Origin of the sequence: Pseudomonas sp. CCOS 191, assembly GCF_001007005.1 — a bacterium.
In the GTDB taxonomy this organism is placed as follows: Bacteria; Pseudomonadota; Gammaproteobacteria; order Pseudomonadales; family Pseudomonadaceae; genus Aquipseudomonas; species Aquipseudomonas soli.
Genome location: NZ_LN847264.1, coordinates 4,892,978 through 4,910,853, shown reverse-complemented (window position 1 = coordinate 4,910,853; position 17,876 = coordinate 4,892,978). Strand labels below are relative to the sequence as shown.

At 64.5% G+C, this 17,876-nt stretch carries 18 protein-coding genes; 9 read left to right on the top strand and 9 right to left on the bottom strand.

The window, feature by feature from the left end:
• Positions 1–50: 50 nt before the first annotated feature.
• The 3 genes from CCOS191_RS21905 to tldD are packed head-to-tail and all read left to right on the top strand — an operon-like array spanning position 51 to position 6,167.
• Positions 51–3,860, top strand: coding sequence for a YhdP family protein (locus CCOS191_RS21905; RefSeq protein WP_046856977.1), 3,810 nt, complete (start codon positions 51–53; stop codon positions 3,858–3,860).
• Positions 3,861–3,873: 13 nt separating this feature from the next.
• Positions 3,874–4,725, top strand: a complete 852-nt coding sequence (locus tag CCOS191_RS21900) for a carbon-nitrogen hydrolase family protein (protein ID WP_046856976.1) — start codon at positions 3,874–3,876, stop codon at positions 4,723–4,725.
• Positions 4,726–4,727: 2 nt separating this feature from the next.
• Positions 4,728–6,167, top strand: coding sequence for a metalloprotease TldD (tldD, locus tag CCOS191_RS21895; RefSeq protein ID WP_046856975.1), 1,440 nt, complete (start codon positions 4,728–4,730; stop codon positions 6,165–6,167).
• A gap of 98 nt (positions 6,168–6,265) precedes the next feature.
• Here tldD and yjgA read toward each other — a convergent pair whose 3' ends face one another.
• Positions 6,266–6,787, bottom strand: coding sequence for a ribosome biogenesis factor YjgA (gene yjgA, locus CCOS191_RS21890; protein ID WP_023632090.1), 522 nt, complete (start codon positions 6,785–6,787; stop codon positions 6,266–6,268).
• 109 nt (positions 6,788–6,896) lie between these two features.
• Between yjgA and pmbA the strand changes: the two genes are divergently transcribed.
• The 6 genes from pmbA to CCOS191_RS21860 all read left to right on the top strand — a co-directional run bounded on the left by pmbA (position 6,897) and on the right by CCOS191_RS21860 (position 12,214).
• Positions 6,897–8,243 carry a metalloprotease PmbA gene (pmbA, locus tag CCOS191_RS21885; protein WP_038707428.1) on the top strand — a complete coding sequence of 449 codons (1,347 nt, stop codon included), beginning with the start codon at positions 6,897–6,899 and terminating at the stop codon, positions 8,241–8,243.
• 195 nt (positions 8,244–8,438) lie between these two features.
• A complete protein-coding gene (locus CCOS191_RS21880) occupies positions 8,439–8,840 on the top strand; it encodes a hypothetical protein (RefSeq protein WP_046856974.1) in 402 nt (133 codons plus the stop codon).
• Positions 8,833–10,209: a class II fumarate hydratase gene (locus CCOS191_RS21875; protein WP_046856973.1), complete on the top strand. Its 1,377-nt coding sequence runs from the start codon at positions 8,833–8,835 to the stop codon at positions 10,207–10,209. Before CCOS191_RS21880 ends, CCOS191_RS21875 begins: the two co-directional genes overlap by 8 nt.
• A gap of 25 nt (positions 10,210–10,234) precedes the next feature.
• Positions 10,235–10,696: a DUF2753 family protein gene (locus CCOS191_RS21870; RefSeq protein WP_046856972.1), complete on the top strand. Its 462-nt coding sequence runs from the start codon at positions 10,235–10,237 to the stop codon at positions 10,694–10,696.
• A gap of 1 nt (position 10,697) precedes the next feature.
• Positions 10,698–11,309 carry a superoxide dismutase gene (locus CCOS191_RS21865; protein ID WP_046856971.1) on the top strand — a complete coding sequence of 204 codons (612 nt, stop codon included), beginning with the start codon at positions 10,698–10,700 and terminating at the stop codon, positions 11,307–11,309.
• Positions 11,310–11,320: 11 nt separating this feature from the next.
• Complete coding sequence (locus tag CCOS191_RS21860; protein ID WP_046857899.1) at positions 11,321–12,214, top strand: ZIP family metal transporter; 894 nt, start codon at positions 11,321–11,323, stop codon at positions 12,212–12,214.
• 165 nt (positions 12,215–12,379) lie between these two features.
• Here the strand turns inward: CCOS191_RS21860 and CCOS191_RS21855 are convergent, their stop codons facing one another.
• The 8 genes from CCOS191_RS21855 to lptC form a co-directional block, all read right to left on the bottom strand.
• A complete protein-coding gene (locus CCOS191_RS21855; RefSeq protein WP_046856970.1) occupies positions 12,380–12,652 on the bottom strand; it encodes an HPr family phosphocarrier protein in 273 nt (90 codons plus the stop codon).
• A 19-nt stretch (positions 12,653–12,671) separates the two neighbouring features.
• Positions 12,672–13,526 carry an RNase adapter RapZ gene (gene rapZ, locus CCOS191_RS21850; RefSeq protein WP_023629088.1) on the bottom strand — a complete coding sequence of 285 codons (855 nt, stop codon included), beginning with the start codon at positions 13,524–13,526 and terminating at the stop codon, positions 12,672–12,674.
• A 2-nt stretch (positions 13,527–13,528) separates the two neighbouring features.
• Entirely contained in the window at positions 13,529–13,993 is a 465-nt protein-coding gene (gene ptsN, locus CCOS191_RS21845; RefSeq protein ID WP_046856969.1) for a PTS IIA-like nitrogen regulatory protein PtsN, read from the bottom strand.
• Positions 13,994–14,005: 12 nt separating this feature from the next.
• A complete protein-coding gene (gene hpf / locus CCOS191_RS21840; protein WP_023629086.1) occupies positions 14,006–14,314 on the bottom strand; it encodes a ribosome hibernation-promoting factor, HPF/YfiA family in 309 nt (102 codons plus the stop codon).
• A gap of 78 nt (positions 14,315–14,392) precedes the next feature.
• Entirely contained in the window at positions 14,393–15,889 is a 1,497-nt protein-coding gene (locus CCOS191_RS21835; protein WP_023629085.1) for an RNA polymerase factor sigma-54, read from the bottom strand.
• 174 nt (positions 15,890–16,063) lie between these two features.
• The gene (lptB, locus tag CCOS191_RS21830; protein WP_023629084.1) at positions 16,064–16,789 is read right to left on the bottom strand and encodes an LPS export ABC transporter ATP-binding protein; all 726 of its coding nucleotides are present in this window, start codon (positions 16,787–16,789) and stop codon (positions 16,064–16,066) included.
• The gene (gene lptA / locus CCOS191_RS21825; RefSeq protein ID WP_023629083.1) at positions 16,790–17,314 is read right to left on the bottom strand and encodes a lipopolysaccharide transport periplasmic protein LptA; all 525 of its coding nucleotides are present in this window, start codon (positions 17,312–17,314) and stop codon (positions 16,790–16,792) included. It abuts the gene before it with no gap.
• The gene (gene lptC / locus CCOS191_RS21820) at positions 17,301–17,873 is read right to left on the bottom strand and encodes an LPS export ABC transporter periplasmic protein LptC (RefSeq protein WP_046856968.1); all 573 of its coding nucleotides are present in this window, start codon (positions 17,871–17,873) and stop codon (positions 17,301–17,303) included. Before lptC ends, lptA begins: the two co-directional genes overlap by 14 nt.
• Positions 17,874–17,876 lie beyond the last annotated feature (3 nt).

Sequence of the window (17,876 nt, the reverse complement as noted above, 5' to 3'; positions counted from 1 at the left end):
AAGCGCTATACACCGGCCATAGTTAAGGGACGACTTGGAGGGCCTCGGCCATGGAACGTCTGACCCGCGTTCTAAGCGCCTTGACCCGCTGGGGGCTGGTTATCTGCGCCCTGCTGGCGGTGCTGGTGGCGCTGTATGTCAGCCTCGGTCGGCAACTGGTGCCTCTGGTCGCCGAATACCGTGCAGACGCCGAACTCAAGGCCGAACAGGCCTTGGGCATGCCCGTGCACGTCGGGGCGCTCGAGGGGCGCTGGAGCGGCTTGGCGCCGGTACTGCGTGTACGTGACCTGCAACTGGGCGAAGGCGCCTCGGCGCTGCGCCTGGACGACGTCAAGCTGGTGCCTGACCTGTGGGCCAGCCTCAAGGCGCGTGAAGTGCGCCTGGCGCGCATCCAGCTCAGTGGGCTGCAATTGATCCTGCGCGAGAACGAGCAGGGCGACTGGGCTCTGGAAGGCCTGCCGCACAAGGATGATGCGCCGCTGGATCCTGCGGATGCGCTCAAGCGTCTGCGCCAACTCGGTCGAATCGATGCCTTCGACAGCCAGGTCACCTTGCATCCCTGGCAACGAGACCCCCTGACCCTCACCTACGTCAGCCTTGGCTTGCAGGCAGGCGCCTCGCGCCAGAGCCTCGACCTGCGTGCCACGCTGCCCGACGGCCAGCCCCTGGCCTTGAGCCTGAACAGCCGCGCCACGGCCAAGGCCTGGCGCGACGGGCGCGTGCAGGCTTACCTGAGCCTGCCGCAAAGCGACTGGGCACGCTGGCTGCCGCCGCAGTTGCTGGGCCAGTGGCAGGCCGGCGCGCTGCGCGCTGGTGGTGAGCTGTGGATCGACTGGCGGCAAGGGCAGTTGCAGCAGGCGATGGTTCGCCTCAATGCCCCGCAGCTCAAGGGCGCCTACACCGGGCGCAAGGCCATCACCGTGGATAATCTGGCCCTGTCGGCCTGGTTCCAGCGCCGGGACCAGGGCTTCGACGTCGCCGTCGACTCGCTGGCCATGAGCCTTGGCAAGAACCGTTGGGAGTCGCACCTGCAACTGGCACAGCGTCCGGGCCAGAACCCGGCCGAGGAAAGCTGGCAGGTGCAGGCGGACCGCCTCGACCTGACTCCGCTGACGCCCTTGATCGACGCCCTGGCGCCATTGCCGGACAAGCTGATGACCGTGGTCGATGCGCTCAAGGTCACCGGCGCCCTGCGCAACGTGCGCCTGGACATCCGACCCAAGGCCGAGGGCGACCAACGGCTGCAGTTCGCCGCCAACCTGGAGAAGGTCGGCTTCGATGCCTATCACGGCGCGCCGGCGGCGGGCAATGTCTCCGGGGCGATCAGCGGTGACCTTGGGCACGGCGAGCTGCGCCTGGATACCCAGGCGTTCATGCTGCACCTGTACCCGATCTTCGGCAAACCCTGGCATTACCCGAAAGCCAATGCCCGCCTGACCTGGACCCTGGACAAGGAGGCTTTCACCCTGGTCGCCCCCTACATCAAGGTACTGGGCGACGAGGGCAAGATCGCGGCGGACTTCCTTATCCGCATCCACCTGCAGCCGGGCCACGAAGACTACATGGACCTGCGCGTCGGCCTTACCGAAGGCGATGGGCGCTACACCGCCAAGTACCTGCCCGAGGTGCTCAGCCCCGCCCTGGACGAATGGCTGCGCAGCGCCATCGTCAAGGGCAATGTCGACGAGGGCTACTTCCAGTACCAGGGGTCGCTGCACCACAACGCGCCGCCCCATGCTCGCGATATCAGCCTTTTCTTCAAAGTGCATGACGCGGCGCTGGATTTCCAGCCAGGCTGGCCACAGGTGCAGCAGGTCGACGGCAATGTGTATATCGAAGACACCGGTGTGCGCATCCAGGCCCATCATGGGCTGCTGCTGGACACCAAGGTCAGTGATGTCAGCGTCGACATTCCCCATGTCGAAGGCGACCAGCACAGCCACCTGATCCTCGACGGTGATTTCGACGGCAGCCTCGGCGATGGCTTGAAGATCCTCAAGGAAGCGCCCATCGGCACGGGGGAGATCTTCGCCGGTTGGGAAGGCGAGGGGCCGCTCAAGGGCAAGGTCAAGCTCGATGTACCCCTGGCCCACGGGCAGCGGCCCAAGGTGCTGGTGAACTTCGCGACCGCCGACGCTACCTTGAAAGTGGCGCCACCGGCCCTGGAACTGAGCCAGCTGAAGGGCGACTTCAGCTTCGATCTCGACAAGGGCCTGAGCGGCAAGGACATCAGCCTGCACGCCTTTGGCAAGCCGGTCAGCGCCCAGATCAGCGCCGAAGGGCAGGGTGGGCAGATCCAGACCCGGATCAATGCCAATGGCCAGGTCGGCCTCAAGGCCCTGACCGACTGGTTGCAGTTCACGCAGCCGCTGCCAGCCTCGGGTGAGCTGCCCTATCAGTTGCAAGTGACACTGGGCAGCCGCGACAACCGCTTGACCGTCAATTCGTCGCTCAAGGGCCTGGCCATCGATCTGCCGGCGCCTTTTGGCAAGGCAGCCGCAGAGACCCGTGATAGCCGCTTCGGCCTGACCCTGCAGGGCCCGGAACGGCGCATCGATGGCAGCTACGCGGACCTGGCCCGCTTTGCTTATGCCGCGCCGGCCGACAAGCTGGGCCAAGGGCGTGGCGAGCTGTTGCTGGGTACGGGCGAGGCCAGCTTGCCGTCTGGCCAGGGCCTGCGGGTGCGTGGCCGGCTGGAGACGCTGGACCTGGCCCCCTGGCAGCAACAGATGGAGCGCCTGGCCGGCAAGGATCCGGGCGGCAGTGCCCGGCAGAACCTGCAGAGCGTTGACCTCAGCATCGGCCAGCTCAAGGCGTTCGGCCTGGACCTCAACCAGGCGGTGATCCGCCTGATGCGTGGTGGCCCGGCCTGGGACCTGCGCCTGGACAGCCAGGAAGTCATCGGCAATGCGCGCATTCCCGATGCCAAGGCCACGCCCATGACCGTCCGCCTGCAGAGCCTGCGCCTGCCGCCAGCCGATCCGAATGAGGCCCAGGTCGAGAATGCGCCGGATCCATTGGCCGGGTTCGACCCGCGCAAGGCGCCGCCGCTGGACCTGACCATCGACAAGCTGTACCGCGGCGACGACCTGTTCGGCAGTGCCACCCTGAAGCTGCGCCAGACCCCACGGGGCATGGCCATGAGCGATATCGACCTGGACCTCAAGGGGCTGCATATCGACGGCAGTGGTGGCTGGGAAGGCGAGCCCGGCAGCACGTCCAGCTGGTACAAAGGCCGCGTGGACGGCAAGGACCTGGGGAATGTGCTCAAGGCCTGGGGTTTTGCCCCCACCGTCACCAGCCGCGACTTCCGCATGGACGTGGATGGCCGCTGGCCGGGCTCGCCGGCCTGGGTAAGCCTCAACCGGTACTCCGGCAGCCTCGACGCGGCGCTGCGCAGCGGCCAGTTCGTCGAGGTCGAGGGCAGCGCCCAGGCCTTGCGGGTGTTCGGGCTGCTCAACTTCAACTCCATTGGCCGGCGCCTGCGCCTGGACTTCTCCGACCTGTTCAGCAAGGGCCTGGCCTACGATCGGGTCAAAGGCTTGCTGGTGGCCAGCGAAGGGGTCTATGTGACGCGGGAGCCGATCACCGTCACCGGCCCGTCGAGCAATTTCGAACTCGACGGCACCATGGACTTCGTCCGTGATCGGGTCGACGCCAAGCTGCTGGTGACGTTGCCGGTCACCAACAACCTGCCATTGGCCGCCTTGATTGTCGGCGCGCCGGCAGTCGGGGGCGCGCTGTTCCTCGTCGATCGCCTGATCGGTGACCGGGTGGCGCGGTTCGCCAGCGTGCACTATCGCGTCGAAGGTCCGGTCAAAGAGCCTAAAATCACCTTTGTGAAACCTTTCGACAAATAATCCCGGGGTGGTCATGACGTCAGCAGTGATCCAGATGGTCAGCCAGGACGATGTGCTGGCCAACCTGCAACGTGCCACGGTGCTGCTCGAGCAGGCCGCCGCCGGAGGCGCGCGCCTGGCGGTGTTGCCGGAGAACTTCGCTGCCATGGGCCGTCGCGACGCCGCCGCCATCGGCAGGGCAGAGGCGCTGGGCGAGGGGCCGATCCTGCCATGGTTGAAACGCACCGCCCGCGACCTCAGGTTATGGATAGTCGCAGGTACCCTGCCGCTGCCGCCGGTCGGCCAACCGGAGGCCAAGGCCCATGCCTGCTCGTTGCTGGTCGACGAGCACGGCGAGCTCGCCGCTCGCTACGACAAGCTGCATCTGTTCGATGTAGACGTGGCCGACAATCGTGGCCGCTACCGCGAGTCGGATGATTATGCCCACGGCAGCCGGGTGGTGGTGGCCGACACACCGGTGGGCCGCCTGGGCCTGTCAGTGTGCTACGACCTGCGCTTCCCCGAGCTGTACAGCGCCTTGCGCGCCGCCGGGGCCGAACTGATCAGCGCGCCGGCGGCGTTCACCGCGGTGACCGGCGCTGCGCACTGGGAAGTGCTGATTCGCGCACGGGCCATCGAGACCCAGTGCTATGTACTGGCGGCCGCCCAGGGCGGCCTGCATCCGGGGCCGCGGGAAACCCACGGCCAGGCGGCGATCGTCGACCCCTGGGGGCGGATCGTCGCGCAACAGGCGCGGGGCGAGGCGGTGTTGCTCGCCACGCGCGATATCGAAGAACAGGCGTCCATCCGGGCGCGCATGCCGGTAACTACGCACCGGCGCTTTTTCTCGCAGGACGCCTTGCGGCCTGCGCATACCTCGGAGTGACTATGAGCCAGATGTTATCCACCGTCAGTGAGCAGCTCCTGGCCCCGGGCGGGTTGACCCTCGATAGCCTGCAGACGGTGCTGGGCGAGTTGGCCGGTCCCGGCATCGATGCCGCCGACCTGTATTTCCAGGGCCAGATCTCGGAAACCTGGGCACTGGAGGACGGCATCGTCAAAGAGGGCAGCTTCAACCTCGACCAGGGCGTGGGCGTGCGTGCCCAGTCCGGCGAGAAGACCGGCTTTGCCTACAGCAATGCGATCAACCTCGAAGCCCTGACGTCGGCGGCGCGCGCCGCCCGCTCGATCTCCCGCGCCGGGCAGAACGGCACTGTGCAAGCCTTCCGCAGCCAGGACGTGACCGCCCTGTACGCGCCTGACAACCCCCTGGATGTACTGACCCGCGCCGAGAAGGTCGAGCTGCTCAAGCGCGTCGATGCCGCCACCCGTGCCCTCGATCCGCGCATCCAGCAGGTCAGCGTGAGCATGGCCGGGGTGTGGGAGCGCATCCTGGTGGCCGCCGCCGATGGCAGCCTGGCCGCCGACGTGCGTCCGCTGGTGCGCTTCAACGTCAGCGTGATCGTCGAGCACAACGGACGTCGCGAACGTGGTGGGCAGGGCGGCGGTGGGCGCACCGACTATCGCTATTTCAGTGAAGAGCGGGTGATGGGCTACGCCCGTGAGGCTCTGCGCCAGGCGCTGGTCAACCTCGAGGCGATTCCCGCTCCGGCCGGCACGCTGCCGGTGGTGCTCGGCCCGGGTTGGTCCGGCGTGCTGCTGCACGAGGCCGTCGGCCACGGCCTGGAAGGCGACTTCAACCGCAAGGGCAGCTCGGCGTTCAGTGGTCGTATCGGTGAAAAGGTGGCTTCGAGCCTGTGCACCATCGTTGACGACGGCACCCTCGAAGGCCGTCGCGGCTCGCTCAGCGTCGATGACGAAGGCACGCCGACCGAGTGCACCACGCTGATCGAGAAAGGCATCCTCAAGGGCTACATGCAGGACAAGCTCAATGCCCGCCTGATGGGCATGGCGGTGACTGGCAACGGCCGGCGCGAATCCTACGCGCACCTGCCGATGCCGCGCATGACCAACACCTACATGCGTGCTGGCGACAGCGATCCCGAGGAAATCATCCGGTCGGTGAAGAAGGGCATCTACTGCGCCAACCTTGGCGGTGGCCAGGTGGACATCACCAGCGGCAAGTTCGTGTTCTCCACTAGCGAGGCCTATCTGATCGAGGACGGCAAGATCACCGCGCCAGTAAAAGGCGCGACCTTGATCGGCAATGGTCCGGAAGCGATGCGCGGTGTGTCGATGGTCGGCAACGACCTGGCGCTGGACAGCGGTGTGGGCACTTGCGGCAAGGATGGGCAGTCGGTGCCGGTGGGCGTTGGCCAGCCGACCCTGAAGCTGGATGCGATCACCGTCGGTGGTACCGGCGGGTGATGTTCAATCGCGGAGCAAGTCGCATCGGCGCACCGCCGCCCCCACGGTTTCGAGCGTGGGAGCGGCGGTGCGCCGATGCGACTTGCCCCGCGATGGCCTTAACGCAACCCGCGTTGGGTCTCGTCGAGGTCGCGGATGTACTTGAACACTTTACGCGCAGCGGCAGGCGGCTTGTTCCGCGCCTTTTCATGCTGGGCATGACGGATCAGCGAGCGCAGGTGCTGGCGATCGGTGTCGGGGAACTCGTTGACGAAGCGCTCGAGGTCTTCGTCGTTACCGTCGATCAGGCGATCGCGCCAGCGCTCGAGGCCGTGGAAGCGCTCGTTGTACTGGCGGCTGGAGCTGTCGATCTGCTCGAGCACGGCATGGATGGCGTCCAGGTCCTGCACGCGCATCAGCTTGCCGACGAACGACATGTGGCGTTTGCGGGCGCCGTGGGCGGTGTGTTTGCTGGCTTCGTCCAGCGCCTTGCGCAGCTCGTCGGTCAGCGGCAGGCGGGCCAGGGTGTCGGCCTTGAGGGTGGTGAGGCGCTCACCGAGTTCGACCAGCGCATGCAGCTCGCGCTTGATCTGGGTTTTGCTTTTTTCGCCATCGAAGGCGTCGTCGTAAGAATCAACCATGGGGGCCGTCCGCAAGAAATCGCCGCCATGATAACCAGTCGGGGGCCGCTTGTCCGGCCCGGTCGTAGAATGACCCAAGCCGTACGCAGAATTTTCAGTGGAGAAAACCATGAGTGCAGTCCAGAGCGTAGGCCCCAAGGACCTGCCGGCGTTGCAGGAGCAGGTCGAGGCGATTGTCGCCGAGGCGCGCCGCCAGGGCGCCAGCGCCTGCGAAGTGGCGGTGTCGCTGGAGCAAGGGCTGTCCACCACGGTGCGCCAGCGCGAAGTCGAGACGGTCGAGTTCAATCGCGACCAGGGGTTCGGCATCACCCTTTACGTAGGCCAGCGCAAGGGTTCGGCCAGCACTTCGGCCAGCGGCCCTGAGGCGATCCGCGAGACGGTCGCCGCCGCGCTGGCAATCGCGAAACATACCTCCGAGGACACTTGCTCGGGGCTGGCCGATGCCGCGTTGATGGCCCGTGAGATCCCCGACCTGGACCTCTACCATGACTGGGACATCGAACCGGAGAAAGCCATCGAGATGGCGCTGGCCTGCGAGGCGGCGGCGTTCGATGCCGACAAGCGCATCAGCAACGCCGACGGCACCACGCTCAATACCCATCAGGGTGTGCGGGTGTACGGCAACAGCCATGGTTTTATCGGTGGCTACGCCTCAACCCGTCACAGCCTGAGCTGCGTGATGATCGCCGAAGCCGATGGGCAGATGCAGCGTGACTACTGGTACGACGTCAATCGCCAGGGCCAGCTGCTGGCCGACCCGCGTAGCATCGGCCTGCGTGCCGCGCAGCGCGCGGCAAGCCGCCTGGGTGCCCGTCCGGTACCCACCTGCGAGGTGCCGGTGCTGTTCTCGGCCGAGCTCGCCGGCGGCCTGTTCGGCAGCTTCCTGTCGGCCATTTCCGGCGGCAACCTGTACCGCAAGTCGTCGTTCCTCGAGGGTACCCTTGGCCAGCGCCTGTTCCCCACCTGGCTGACCCTCGACGAGCGGCCACACATCCCGCGTGCGCTGGGCAGTGCAGCGTTCGATGGTGATGGCCTGGCCACCTACGCCAAGCCGTTCGTCGACAAAGGCGAGCTGGTTTCGTACATCCTGGGCACCTATTCGGGGCGCAAGCTGGGTTTGCCGAGCACCGCCAACTCAGGAGGCGTGCACAATCTGTTCGTCACTCACGGCGTCGAGGACCAGGCCGCGCTGATCCGGCGCATGGGTCGTGGCCTGCTGGTAACCGAGCTGATGGGCCATGGGCTGAACATGGTGACCGGCGACTACTCGCGGGGTGCGGCGGGCTTCTGGGTGGAAAACGGCGAGATCCAGCACGCCGTGCAAGAAGTGACCATTGCCGGCAACATGAAGGACATGTTCCAGCAGATCGTCGCCATTGGCAGCGATATCGAGACGCGTAGCAATATCCACAGCGGCTCGGTGCTGATCGAGCGCATGACGGTCGCAGGTAGCTGACAGCGCGGCGGGTGGGAGCGGGCTTGCCCCGCGATTGGCCATTGCAGCTATCGCGGGGCAAGCCCGCTCCCACGCATCAGTATTTTTGGTGACGAACAACCCGGCCATCGCGCCGGGTTTATTTTGCCTATCGTCTAGCTTGAACTGATTCTATTTATCACTTAATAATGAATATCATTATCCAGTAACCCGGCGATGATGTTCATGAAAACCGTCCTCCACGAACTGCCCTACCTGGAAAACTGGCGCTGGCTCAGCCGGCGCATCCGTTGCGCGCTGGAACCCGACGAGCCACGCCTGATCGAGCACTACCTCGCCGAAGGCCGCTATCTGGTGTGCTGCACCGAGACCTCGCCGTGGACGGTGGCCTTGACCGCCTTGCGTCTGCTGCTCGATACCGCCAACGATCGTATGTTGCCCTGGCACTGGCGCTGCCTGTGCCTGGACCAGGCCTGGCGCCCGCTGCTCGACCTGCGCAATCTCGACCGCCTCGAACAGAACCAGCGTTGGCAGCCCTACGCGATGCAGCTCGCCAATTGCGTGCTGCTGCCGTCGATTTCTCCCGAAGAACTGATGCAAGGACTTGAAGATGAGTGATACCCGTATCGAGCGCGACAGCATGGGTGAACTGCAGGTGCCGGCCCAGGCCCTGTACGGTGCCCAGACCCAGCGCGCGGTCGACAACTTCCCGGTCAGCGGCAAGCCGATGCCGGCCCAGTTCATCCGTGCCTTGCTGCTGGCCAAAGCCGCTGCGGCCAAGGCCAACGTCGAGCTGGAACAGCTCAGCGCAGGGCAGGGCGCGGCCATCGTCAAGGCGGTGGAACAGCTGCTGGCCGAGGATTTCATCCAGCACTTCCCGGTGGACGTGTTCCAGACCGGCTCCGGCACCAGCTCGAACATGAACGCCAACGAGGTCATCGCGACCCTGGCCAGCCATGTGCTGGGCGAGCCGGTCAATGCCAATGACCACGTCAACTGTGGCCAGAGCAGCAACGACATCATCCCCACCACCATTCACGTAAGCGCCGCCCTGGCCCTGCACGAACAGCTGCTGCCGGCCTTGCGCCACCTCACCCAGGTGATCGAGGCCAAGGCAGTCGAGGTGCACAAGCACGTGAAGACTGGCCGCACCCATTTGATGGACGCGATGCCGGTACGCATGAGCCAGGTGCTCGGTGGCTGGGCCGCCCAGATCAAGGGTGCCCAGGCGCATATCGAAGCCACGTTGCCGAGCCTGCAAGCGCTGGCCCAGGGCGGCACGGCCGTGGGCACCGGGATCAATGCCCACCCACAGTTCGCCGCAGGCTTTGCCCGCCAGTTGAGTGGCCTGACCCAGGTCGAGTTCACCCCCGGCGAGAACCTGTTTGCCCTGATCGGCTCCCAGGACACCGCCGTGGCGCTGTCGGGCCAGCTCAAGACGGCTGCCGTGGCGCTGATGAAGATCGCCAACGACCTGCGCTGGATGAACTCCGGCCCGCTCGCCGGCCTTGGTGAAATCGAGCTGCAAGGCCTGCAACCAGGCTCTTCGATCATGCCGGGCAAGGTCAACCCGGTGATCCCGGAGGCCACCGCGATGGTCGCCGCCCAGGTGATCGGCAACGACGCGACCATCGCCGTGGCCGGCCAGTCGGGCAACTTCGAGCTCAACGTGATGTTGCCGGTAATTGCCCGCAACCTGCTGGAGAGCATCGAGCTGATGGCCAACGTCAGCCGTTTGCTGGCCGACAAGGCGATTGCCAGCTTCAAGGTCAACGAGGCCAAGCTCAAGGAGGCGCTGTCGCGCAACCCGATCCTGGTCACCGCGCTGAATCCGATCATCGGCTACCTGAAGGCCGCCGAGATCGCCAAGACCGCCTACAAGCAAGGGCGTCCGATCATCGATGTGGCGCTGGAGCACACCGACCTGTCGCGTGATCAGCTCGAAGCGCTGCTGGACCCGGAAAAACTCACCGCTGGCGGCATCTGAACCCGGGCCGCCCAGGAGGCACGTCATGCAGCATTGGAAACGCACCACCCAAGATGCAAACCGCCTGTTCGAGCAGGGCGAGCTGGTCGACGCCCGGGAGCACTACCTGCAAGCACTGGCCTTGGCCCAGGTGCTGTTCGAGCGCTGGCATGACGTCGACGAGGCGGTGGCCGCACTAGTCATCGCCCACCACAACTTGGCCGACCTGCACCTGCGCCTGAACCAGCCGCACGAAAGCGCCGACTACCTGTGCGCGGCGCACCAGCGGCTGCTCCAGGCCAGCCAGGATCCGCGCCTGCCCCAGGCTCTGCGCGACGCGGCCTTGCGCCACAGCGGGCGTACCTACACCGAACTGCTGAGTTTCATCGCCGAGTACGGCCAATACCCGCGTACCGAGCGCCTGCTGAACCGCCAGGCGCCCGCAGCCAGCGAGCTGGTCGCGCACGCGGACATCACGGATCGCAAACCTGCCTACGGAATCCATTGATATGCCACATACCTTGCCTGCGTTGCCCTACGCCTACGATGCGCTGGAACCGCACATCGACACCCAGACCATGGAGATCCACCACAGCAAGCACCATCAGACCTACATCAACAACCTCAACGCCGCCATCGAGGGCACCGAATGGGCCGAATGGCCGGTGGAGCGACTGGTGGGCGCGGTCAAGCAACTGCCCGAGAAACTGCAAGGGGCGGTGGTCAACCAGGGCGGTGGCCATGCCAACCACACGTTGTTCTGGACCGTCATGTCGCCCAAGGGCGGTGGCCAACCCGAGGGTCAGGTAGCCAAGGCCATTGACCAGCAGCTCGGTGGTTTCGAGGCGTTCAAGGAGGCCTTCACCAAGGCCGCGTTGACCCGCTTCGGCAGTGGCTGGGCCTGGCTCAGCGTGACCCCGCAGAAAATTCTGGTGGTGGAGAGCAGCGGTAACCAGGACAGCCCGCTGATGCACGGCAATACACCGATCCTCGGCCTGGATGTGTGGGAGCACGCCTATTACCTGAAGTACCAGAACCGTCGTCCTGAGTACATTGGCGCCTTCTACAACGTGGTCGACTGGACCGAAGTGGAACGCCGCTACCTTGAAGCCCTGAAGTGAGTCTGACCGGTATGCGCTCCGAGGTGATGTCTGTCAGCAGTGTGCGCCTGTTCCGCTTGGCGCTTGGGACCGTGCTGTTGCTGGTCGGCACCGCATTGCTGGTGTCGCGTGGCATCGCCTGGCTGGACCTGGAACCGCGCATGTTGCGAGCCCTGGAGGGCGGAGCACTGTGCGCATTGGGGACGGCCTTGGGCGCAGTGCCGGTGCTGGTAATCCGCAACATGCCAGTGGCCGTGGCCGACACCTTGCTCGGTTTTGGGGCCGGGGTGATGTTGGCGGCCACCGCATTCTCGCTGATCATTCCCGGGCTGGATGCGGCCCAGGCCATCGGCTTCAGCCCATGGGGCGCCGGTGGTGTGATCAGCAGCGGCCTGTTGTTCGGCGCGTTGTGCCTGTTCCTGGTCGACCTTAAGGTCTCCGGCGCTTCGCCGGAGGCTCTGGTCGGCAGTGAGCAGCAACCGGTAATCGCCGCGCGGATCTGGCTGTTCGTCATTGCCATCATTGCCCACAACATCCCCGAGGGCATGGCCATCGGGGTTTCCGCCGGAGGCGGGATGCCTGATGCCGATAGCCTGGCCATGGGCATCGCGCTGCAGGATGTGCCGGAGGGCCTGGTGATCGCGCTGGTGCTGGCCGGGGCGGGCATGCCGCGTTTCAAGGCGTTCCTGATCGGTGCGGCATCGGGGCTGGTCGAGCCGCTGGCCGCGGTGATCTGTGCCTGGCTGGTGAACATCGCCGAACTGTTGCTGCCGCTGGGCCTGGCCTGTGCGGCGGGGGCGATGCTGCTGGTGGTGACCCAGGAGATCATTCCAGAGTCACGCAGCAACGGGCATCACCGCCTGGCGAGCCTGGGGTTGTGTGTCGGGTTCTGTCTGATGATGGTGATGGACACGGCGATGTCCTGACGCTGCAGCTCAGAAACTGCCGGAGCCAGCCTTGCTGGCGAAGCAGTCATCGCAGTATTGGCGTGGGAGCGGGCTTGCCCCGCGATGCATTGCACCGGCGATAATGGCATCGCGGGGCAAGCCCGCTCCCACGCTCCAGTTATCCGTTGGCTGTCCTCGCCTGGCTCATTCGCCTTCGTCGAAGAAGTTCTCGATCAACGCGACCAACGCTTCCATGGCGTCGGTGTCCTGCTCGCCCTCGGTGAGCAGGTGCACCTGAGTGCCCTTGCCGGCGGCGAGCATCATCACCGCCATGATGCTCTTGCCGTCCACCAGCTTGTCCGGCGCGCGTCCGACCCGTACCTGGCAGGGGAAACGCCCGGCCACGCCGACGAACTTGGCGGCCGCCCGCGCATGCAGGCCCAGCTTGTTGATGATGGTGATTTCGCGGGCGGGCATCGTGGGGCGGATCCTGTGGCTAGAGGTCGCGGTGGCGGACCTGGACGTTTTTCAGGGATTGCTGGAGCAGTTGGCCAAGCCGTTCGGTAATGTACACCGAGCGGTGGTGGCCGCCGGTACAGCCGATGGCGATGGTGACGTAGGCACGGTTGCTGGCGGCGAAGCGCGGCAGCCATTTGAGCAGGTAGCTGGAAATGTCCTGGAACATCTCCTCGACGTCCGGCTGCGCGGCCAGGTAGTCGATCACCGGCTGTTCGAGGCCGGAATGTTCGCGAAGTTCCGGCTTCCAGTACGGATTGGGCAGGCAGCGCACGTCGAACACCAGGTCGGCGTCCACCGGCATGCCACGCTTGAAACCGAATGACTCGACGAGAAACGCAGTGCCGGGCTCGGGCTGGTTGAGCAGGCGCAGCTTGATCGAGTCACGCAACTGGTACAGGTTCAGGTTGGTGGTGTCGATCTTCAGGTCGGCAAGGTCGGCAATCGGCCCCAGCAGCTCGCTCTCCACCCGGATTGCCTCAGCCAGCGAACGGCTGTCGTTGGTCAGTGGGTGGCGGCGGCGGGTTTCCGAGAAGCGCTTGAGCAGCGTGTCTTCGTCGGCATCCAGATACAGCACGTCGCACTGGATATGCCGGGAACGTGCCTCCTCCAGCAACTGCGGGAAGCGCGAAAGATGGCTGGGCAGGTTGCGTGCATCGATCGAGACCGCAACCTTGGGCTGCAGCAGCTCGGTATTGATCAAGGCGTTTTCAGCCAGCTGCGGCAACAGCCCGGCGGGCAGGTTGTCGATGCAGTAGTAGCCGTTGTCTTCCAGTACGTCGAGGGCGGTGCTCTTACCGGAGCCGGAGCGACCGCTGACGATGATCAGGCGCATGTTCAGTGCTCGTTCTGTACGTCCAGGACGACCTGGTAGAGGGTCTCGCTGCTGTCGGCGGCACGCAGGCGATCGCGGACCTCCTTGCGATCGAGCATGCTGGCGATCTGGCGCAGCAGTTCAAGGTGGGCGTCGGTGGCGGCTTCCGGGACCAGCAGGACAAACAGCAGGTCGACCGGGGCGCCGTCGATGGCATCGTAATCGATGGGGGCGTCCAGGTGCAGCAGGGCGCTGACAGGCGCGCTGCAACCTGCCAGGCGGCAGTGGGGAATGGCGATGCCATTGCCAAAACCGGTGGAGCCCAGTTTTTCGCGAGCCCACAGGCTGTCGAAGACGTCTTGCATCTCCAGCTCGGGTACTTGCTCGGCGATCAGGTTGGCGACCTTTTCCAGGGCGCGCTTCTTACTGCCGCCCGGCACGTTCACGAGGGAACGGCCGGGGGTCAGGATGGTTTCAAGTCGGATCATGGATGAGGGGGATCAGCGGGCGGCTGCGCCTTGCAGCAGGCTTTGCTGTTTTTCCTTGTGTTTTTTCAGTTGGCGGTCGAGCTTGTCGGCCAGGGCATCGATGGCTGCATACATGTCTTGGTGTTCGGCGTTTGCAACCACCTCACCGCCGGGAATCTGGAGCGTGGCTTCGATCTTCTGCTGAAGCTTCTCGACTTTCATGATCACCGTCACGTTGGTGATCTTGTCGAAATGACCCTCCACCCGGGCGAGCTTCTCGAGCACGTAATCGCGCAGTGGTTGGGTGACTTCTACATGCTGTCCACTGATGTTGACTTGCATACAGCTTCTCCTTTGTTGCCCGTGCATAAAGAGGCAGGTGTTGCACCTGCCACTGAAACGCTGTGGCACATCCGGGGGCTACATCAGCCGCTTGCGCTCGCTCGAGGGGGCGATCCCCAACGACTCGCGATACTTGGCGACGGTGCGACGGGCTACCTGGATGCCTTGTGCCTCCAGTAAACCAGCGATCTTGCTGTCACTCAATGGCTTTTTCTGATTTTCCGCAGCCACCAGTTTCTTGATGATCGCGCGGATTGCCGTGGACGAGCATTCGCCGCCTTCGGCGGTGCTCACGTGGCTCGAGAAAAAGTATTTCAGTTCGTAGATGCCGCGCGGGGTATGCATGTATTTCTGCGTGGTCACCCGGGAGATGGTCGATTCGTGCATGCCCACCGCCTCGGCGATGTCATGCAGGACCAGCGGCTTCATGGCCTCGTCGCCATGGTCGAGGAAGCCACGCTGGTGTTCGACGATCTGCGTCGCCACTTTCATCAGCGTCTCGTTGCGGCTCTGCAGGCTCTTGATGAACCAGCGCGCTTCCTGCAACTGGTTGCGCATGAAGGTGTTGTCGGCGCTGGTGTCGGCGCGCCGGACGAAGCCGGCGTACTGCGGATTGACGCGCAGCTTCGGCACTGCCTCCTGGTTGAGCTCGACCAGCCAGCGCTCGCTGTCCTTGCGCACGATGACGTCGGGCACGACGTACTCGGGTTCACTGGACTCGATCTGCGAGCCTGGGCGCGGGTTGAGGCTCTGCACCAGTTCGATGATCTGGCGCAGCTCGTCTTCCTTGAGCTTCATGCGGCGCATCAGCTGGCTGTAGTCGCGGCTGCCGAGCAGGTCGATGAAGTCGGTGACCAGGCGCTGTGCCTCGCTCATCCAGGGTGTCGAGGCCGGCAGCTGGCGCAGTTGCAACAACAGGCATTCGCCGAGGGTGCGGGCGCCGATGCCGGCAGGCTCGAACTGCTGGATGCGGTGCAGTACCGCCTCGACCTCGTCCAGCTCGATGTCCAGCTCGGGGTCAAAACCGGCGCAGATTTCTTCGAGGGTGTCTTCCAGGTAGCCCTGGGCGTTGATGCTGTCGATCAGGGTAACGGCGATCAGGCGGTCGGTGTCGGACATCGGCGCCAGGTTGAGCTGCCATAGCAGGTGGCTTTGCAGGCTCTCGCCCACCGATGTGCGAGTGGTGAAGTCCCATTCGTCGTCATCGTTGCTGGGCAGGCTGCTGGCGCTGGTCTGGTAGATGTCTTCCCAGGCGGTATCGACCGGCAATTCGTTGGGGATCCGCTCGGCCCACTCGCCGTCCTCGAGGTTTTCCGTGTTACTGCTGGAGGTTTCCTGGAAACTGTTGTCCTGGGCTTCGGCGACCGGCTTGTTCTCGGCGTTGTCCGCCATCGGGTCGCTGTTGTCGAAGTCCTCGCCGTCTTCCTGACGTTCGAGCATCGGGTTGGACTCCAGCGCTTCCTGGATTTCCTGCTGGAGGTCCAGGGTGGAGAGCTGAAGCAGGCGGATGGCCTGTTGCAACTGAGGTGTCATCGTCAGTTGCTGGCCCATTTTTAGGACGAGCGATGGTTTCATGGCTGGGGCTTAATACCTTGTTGCCGGCGCGCATGCGCCATCCACTACACGTAGGGCGCTTGGGCGCCGACTTTAAGCAAGTTATATGCCTGAAATTGCAGCGTTTGCCTAGAGCACTGTAACAACTTAAGCCCCGATCAGGCGCATTCGCCAGTGCTCCGGGCAGGCCTGCGGTCAGAGTCGGAACTCATGCCCCAGGTAAACTTCCTTGACCAACTGGTTGGCCAGGATGGTCTCGGCATCGCCTTCGGCGATCAGTTGGCCATCGTTGACGATGTAGGCCGTCTCGCAGATGTCCAGGGTCTCGCGAACGTTGTGGTCGGTGATCAGTACACCGATGCCCTTGTTCTTGAGGTGGTGGATGATCTGCTTGATGTCGCCGACGGAAATTGGGTCGACACCGGCGAACGGTTCGTCCAGCAAGATGAACTTGGGTGCGGTAGCCAGGGCGCGGGCGATCTCGACCCGGCGACGCTCACCACCGGACAGGCTCATGCCCAGGTTGTCGCGGATGTGGCTGATGTGGAATTCCTGCAGCAGGCTTTCCAGCTCCTTGCGTCGGCCTTCGCGGTCGAGGTCCTTGCGGGTCTCGAGAATGGCCATGATGTTGTCGGCCACCGACAGCTTGCGGAAGATCGAGGCTTCCTGCGGCAGGTAGCCGATACCGGCCTGGGCGCGCCCGTGCATCGGCTGGTGGCTGACGTCGAGGCTGTCGATCAGTACACGGCCCTGGTCGGCCTGGACCAGGCCGACAATCATGTAGAAACAGGTGGTCTTGCCGGCGCCGTTGGGGCCGAGCAGGCCGACGATCTGGCCGCTGTCGATGGACAGGCTGACGTCGCGCACGACTTGCCTGCCCTTGTAGCTCTTGGCCAGGTGCTGGGCTTTGAGGGTTGCCATTTACTCGGCCTTTTTCTTCGGTTGAATGACCATGTCGATACGCTGACGCGGTGCAGTCACGTTGCCACCGCGCCCGGCGGTAGCCACCTGGGTCTTGGTGTTGTAGACGATCTTCTCGCCTTCGGTGGTGTTGCCTTCGTTCTCGACCTTGGCGCGGTCGGTGAGGATCACCACGTCTTTCTGCGCCTGGTACTGGATGGTCACGGCCCAGCCTTTCATCTTGTCGGGCTTGGCGGCGCTCTGCTGCTGCTCGAAGTAGGCCAGGTTGCCCACCGAGGTGACCACGTCGATATCGCCGTTGGCGGCGCGGGTCATGGTCACGGTGTTGCCTTTGATCATCATCGAACCCTGGGTGATGATCACGTCGCCCGTGTAGGTGGCGACGCCCTGCTTGTCGTCCAGGTGGGCGTTGTCCGCCTGGATGCGGATCGGCTGGTCACGGTCGTTCGGCAGGGCGAAGGCGCTCGCGCTTCCCAGTGCTACGCCCAGGCTGAGCAGAAGGGGGATGGTTTTAACGAGCCTCATACTGTCCTCTTACGTTAGAGAGCAGGTCCATCCTGCCTTCTTTCAAATACGCTTTCATTCCTTTGCCCGTAGTCGTGCCACCGGCGCCGTCGATTCTAACGGCTTGCTCGGTCTGCGCATATTGCTTCTGCGGGAACACGGTCATGCGTGTGCTGGTGATGATGGTTTCGCGTTGCTTCTCGTCGGTGCGCGCCACGCGCACTTCGTCGATCAGCTCCACCTCGGTGCCGTCCGGGTTGACCTCGGCGCGCTTGCTCTGCACATGCCAGGGGTACTCGGTGCCACGGTACATGTGCAGGTCGGGGGTGGTCACCAGGGTGACCTCGCTGGCCTTGAGGTGCTCGACCTTGGCGGCGGTCATCTCGTACTGCAGCTTGCCGTCGGGCAGGAACTGCAGGCTGTGGGCGTTGATCGCGTAGTAGTCGATGGCGCTCTGGTCGACCTGGGCCTGGGGCTGTTCGAGGAAGCTTTCCGGGCTGATGTTCCAATAGCCAACAGCAACCAGCACGGCGGCAATCCCGCCTAGCAGCGCGACATTTCTGATCTTCTTGCTGAGCATGGG

Bases quoted from the DNA above. Each gene is read 5' to 3' on its own strand.
- CCOS191_RS21905 (WP_046856977.1), top strand. From the start codon at position 51: ATGGAACGTCTGACCCGCGTTCTAAGCGCCTTGACCCGCTGGGGGCTG.
- CCOS191_RS21900 (WP_046856976.1), top strand. From the start codon at position 3,874: ATGACGTCAGCAGTGATCCAGATGGTCAGCCAGGACGATGTGCTGGCC.
- tldD (WP_046856975.1), top strand. From the start codon at position 4,728: ATGAGCCAGATGTTATCCACCGTCAGTGAGCAGCTCCTGGCCCCGGGC.
- yjgA (WP_023632090.1), bottom strand. From the start codon at position 6,787: ATGGTTGATTCTTACGACGACGCCTTCGATGGCGAAAAAAGCAAAACC.
- pmbA (WP_038707428.1), top strand. From the start codon at position 6,897: ATGAGTGCAGTCCAGAGCGTAGGCCCCAAGGACCTGCCGGCGTTGCAG.
- CCOS191_RS21880 (WP_046856974.1), top strand. From the start codon at position 8,439: ATGATGTTCATGAAAACCGTCCTCCACGAACTGCCCTACCTGGAAAAC.
- CCOS191_RS21875 (WP_046856973.1), top strand. From the start codon at position 8,833: ATGAGTGATACCCGTATCGAGCGCGACAGCATGGGTGAACTGCAGGTG.
- CCOS191_RS21870 (WP_046856972.1), top strand. From the start codon at position 10,235: ATGCAGCATTGGAAACGCACCACCCAAGATGCAAACCGCCTGTTCGAG.
- CCOS191_RS21865 (WP_046856971.1), top strand. From the start codon at position 10,698: ATGCCACATACCTTGCCTGCGTTGCCCTACGCCTACGATGCGCTGGAA.
- CCOS191_RS21860 (WP_046857899.1), top strand. From the start codon at position 11,321: ATGCGCTCCGAGGTGATGTCTGTCAGCAGTGTGCGCCTGTTCCGCTTG.
- CCOS191_RS21855 (WP_046856970.1), bottom strand. From the start codon at position 12,652: ATGCCCGCCCGCGAAATCACCATCATCAACAAGCTGGGCCTGCATGCG.
- rapZ (WP_023629088.1), bottom strand. From the start codon at position 13,526: ATGCGCCTGATCATCGTCAGCGGTCGCTCCGGCTCCGGTAAGAGCACC.
- ptsN (WP_046856969.1), bottom strand. From the start codon at position 13,993: ATGATCCGACTTGAAACCATCCTGACCCCCGGCCGTTCCCTCGTGAAC.
- hpf (WP_023629086.1), bottom strand. From the start codon at position 14,314: ATGCAAGTCAACATCAGTGGACAGCATGTAGAAGTCACCCAACCACTG.
- CCOS191_RS21835 (WP_023629085.1), bottom strand. From the start codon at position 15,889: ATGAAACCATCGCTCGTCCTAAAAATGGGCCAGCAACTGACGATGACA.
- lptB (WP_023629084.1), bottom strand. From the start codon at position 16,789: ATGGCAACCCTCAAAGCCCAGCACCTGGCCAAGAGCTACAAGGGCAGG.
- lptA (WP_023629083.1), bottom strand. From the start codon at position 17,314: ATGAGGCTCGTTAAAACCATCCCCCTTCTGCTCAGCCTGGGCGTAGCA.
- lptC (WP_046856968.1), bottom strand. From the start codon at position 17,873: ATGCTCAGCAAGAAGATCAGAAATGTCGCGCTGCTAGGCGGGATTGCC.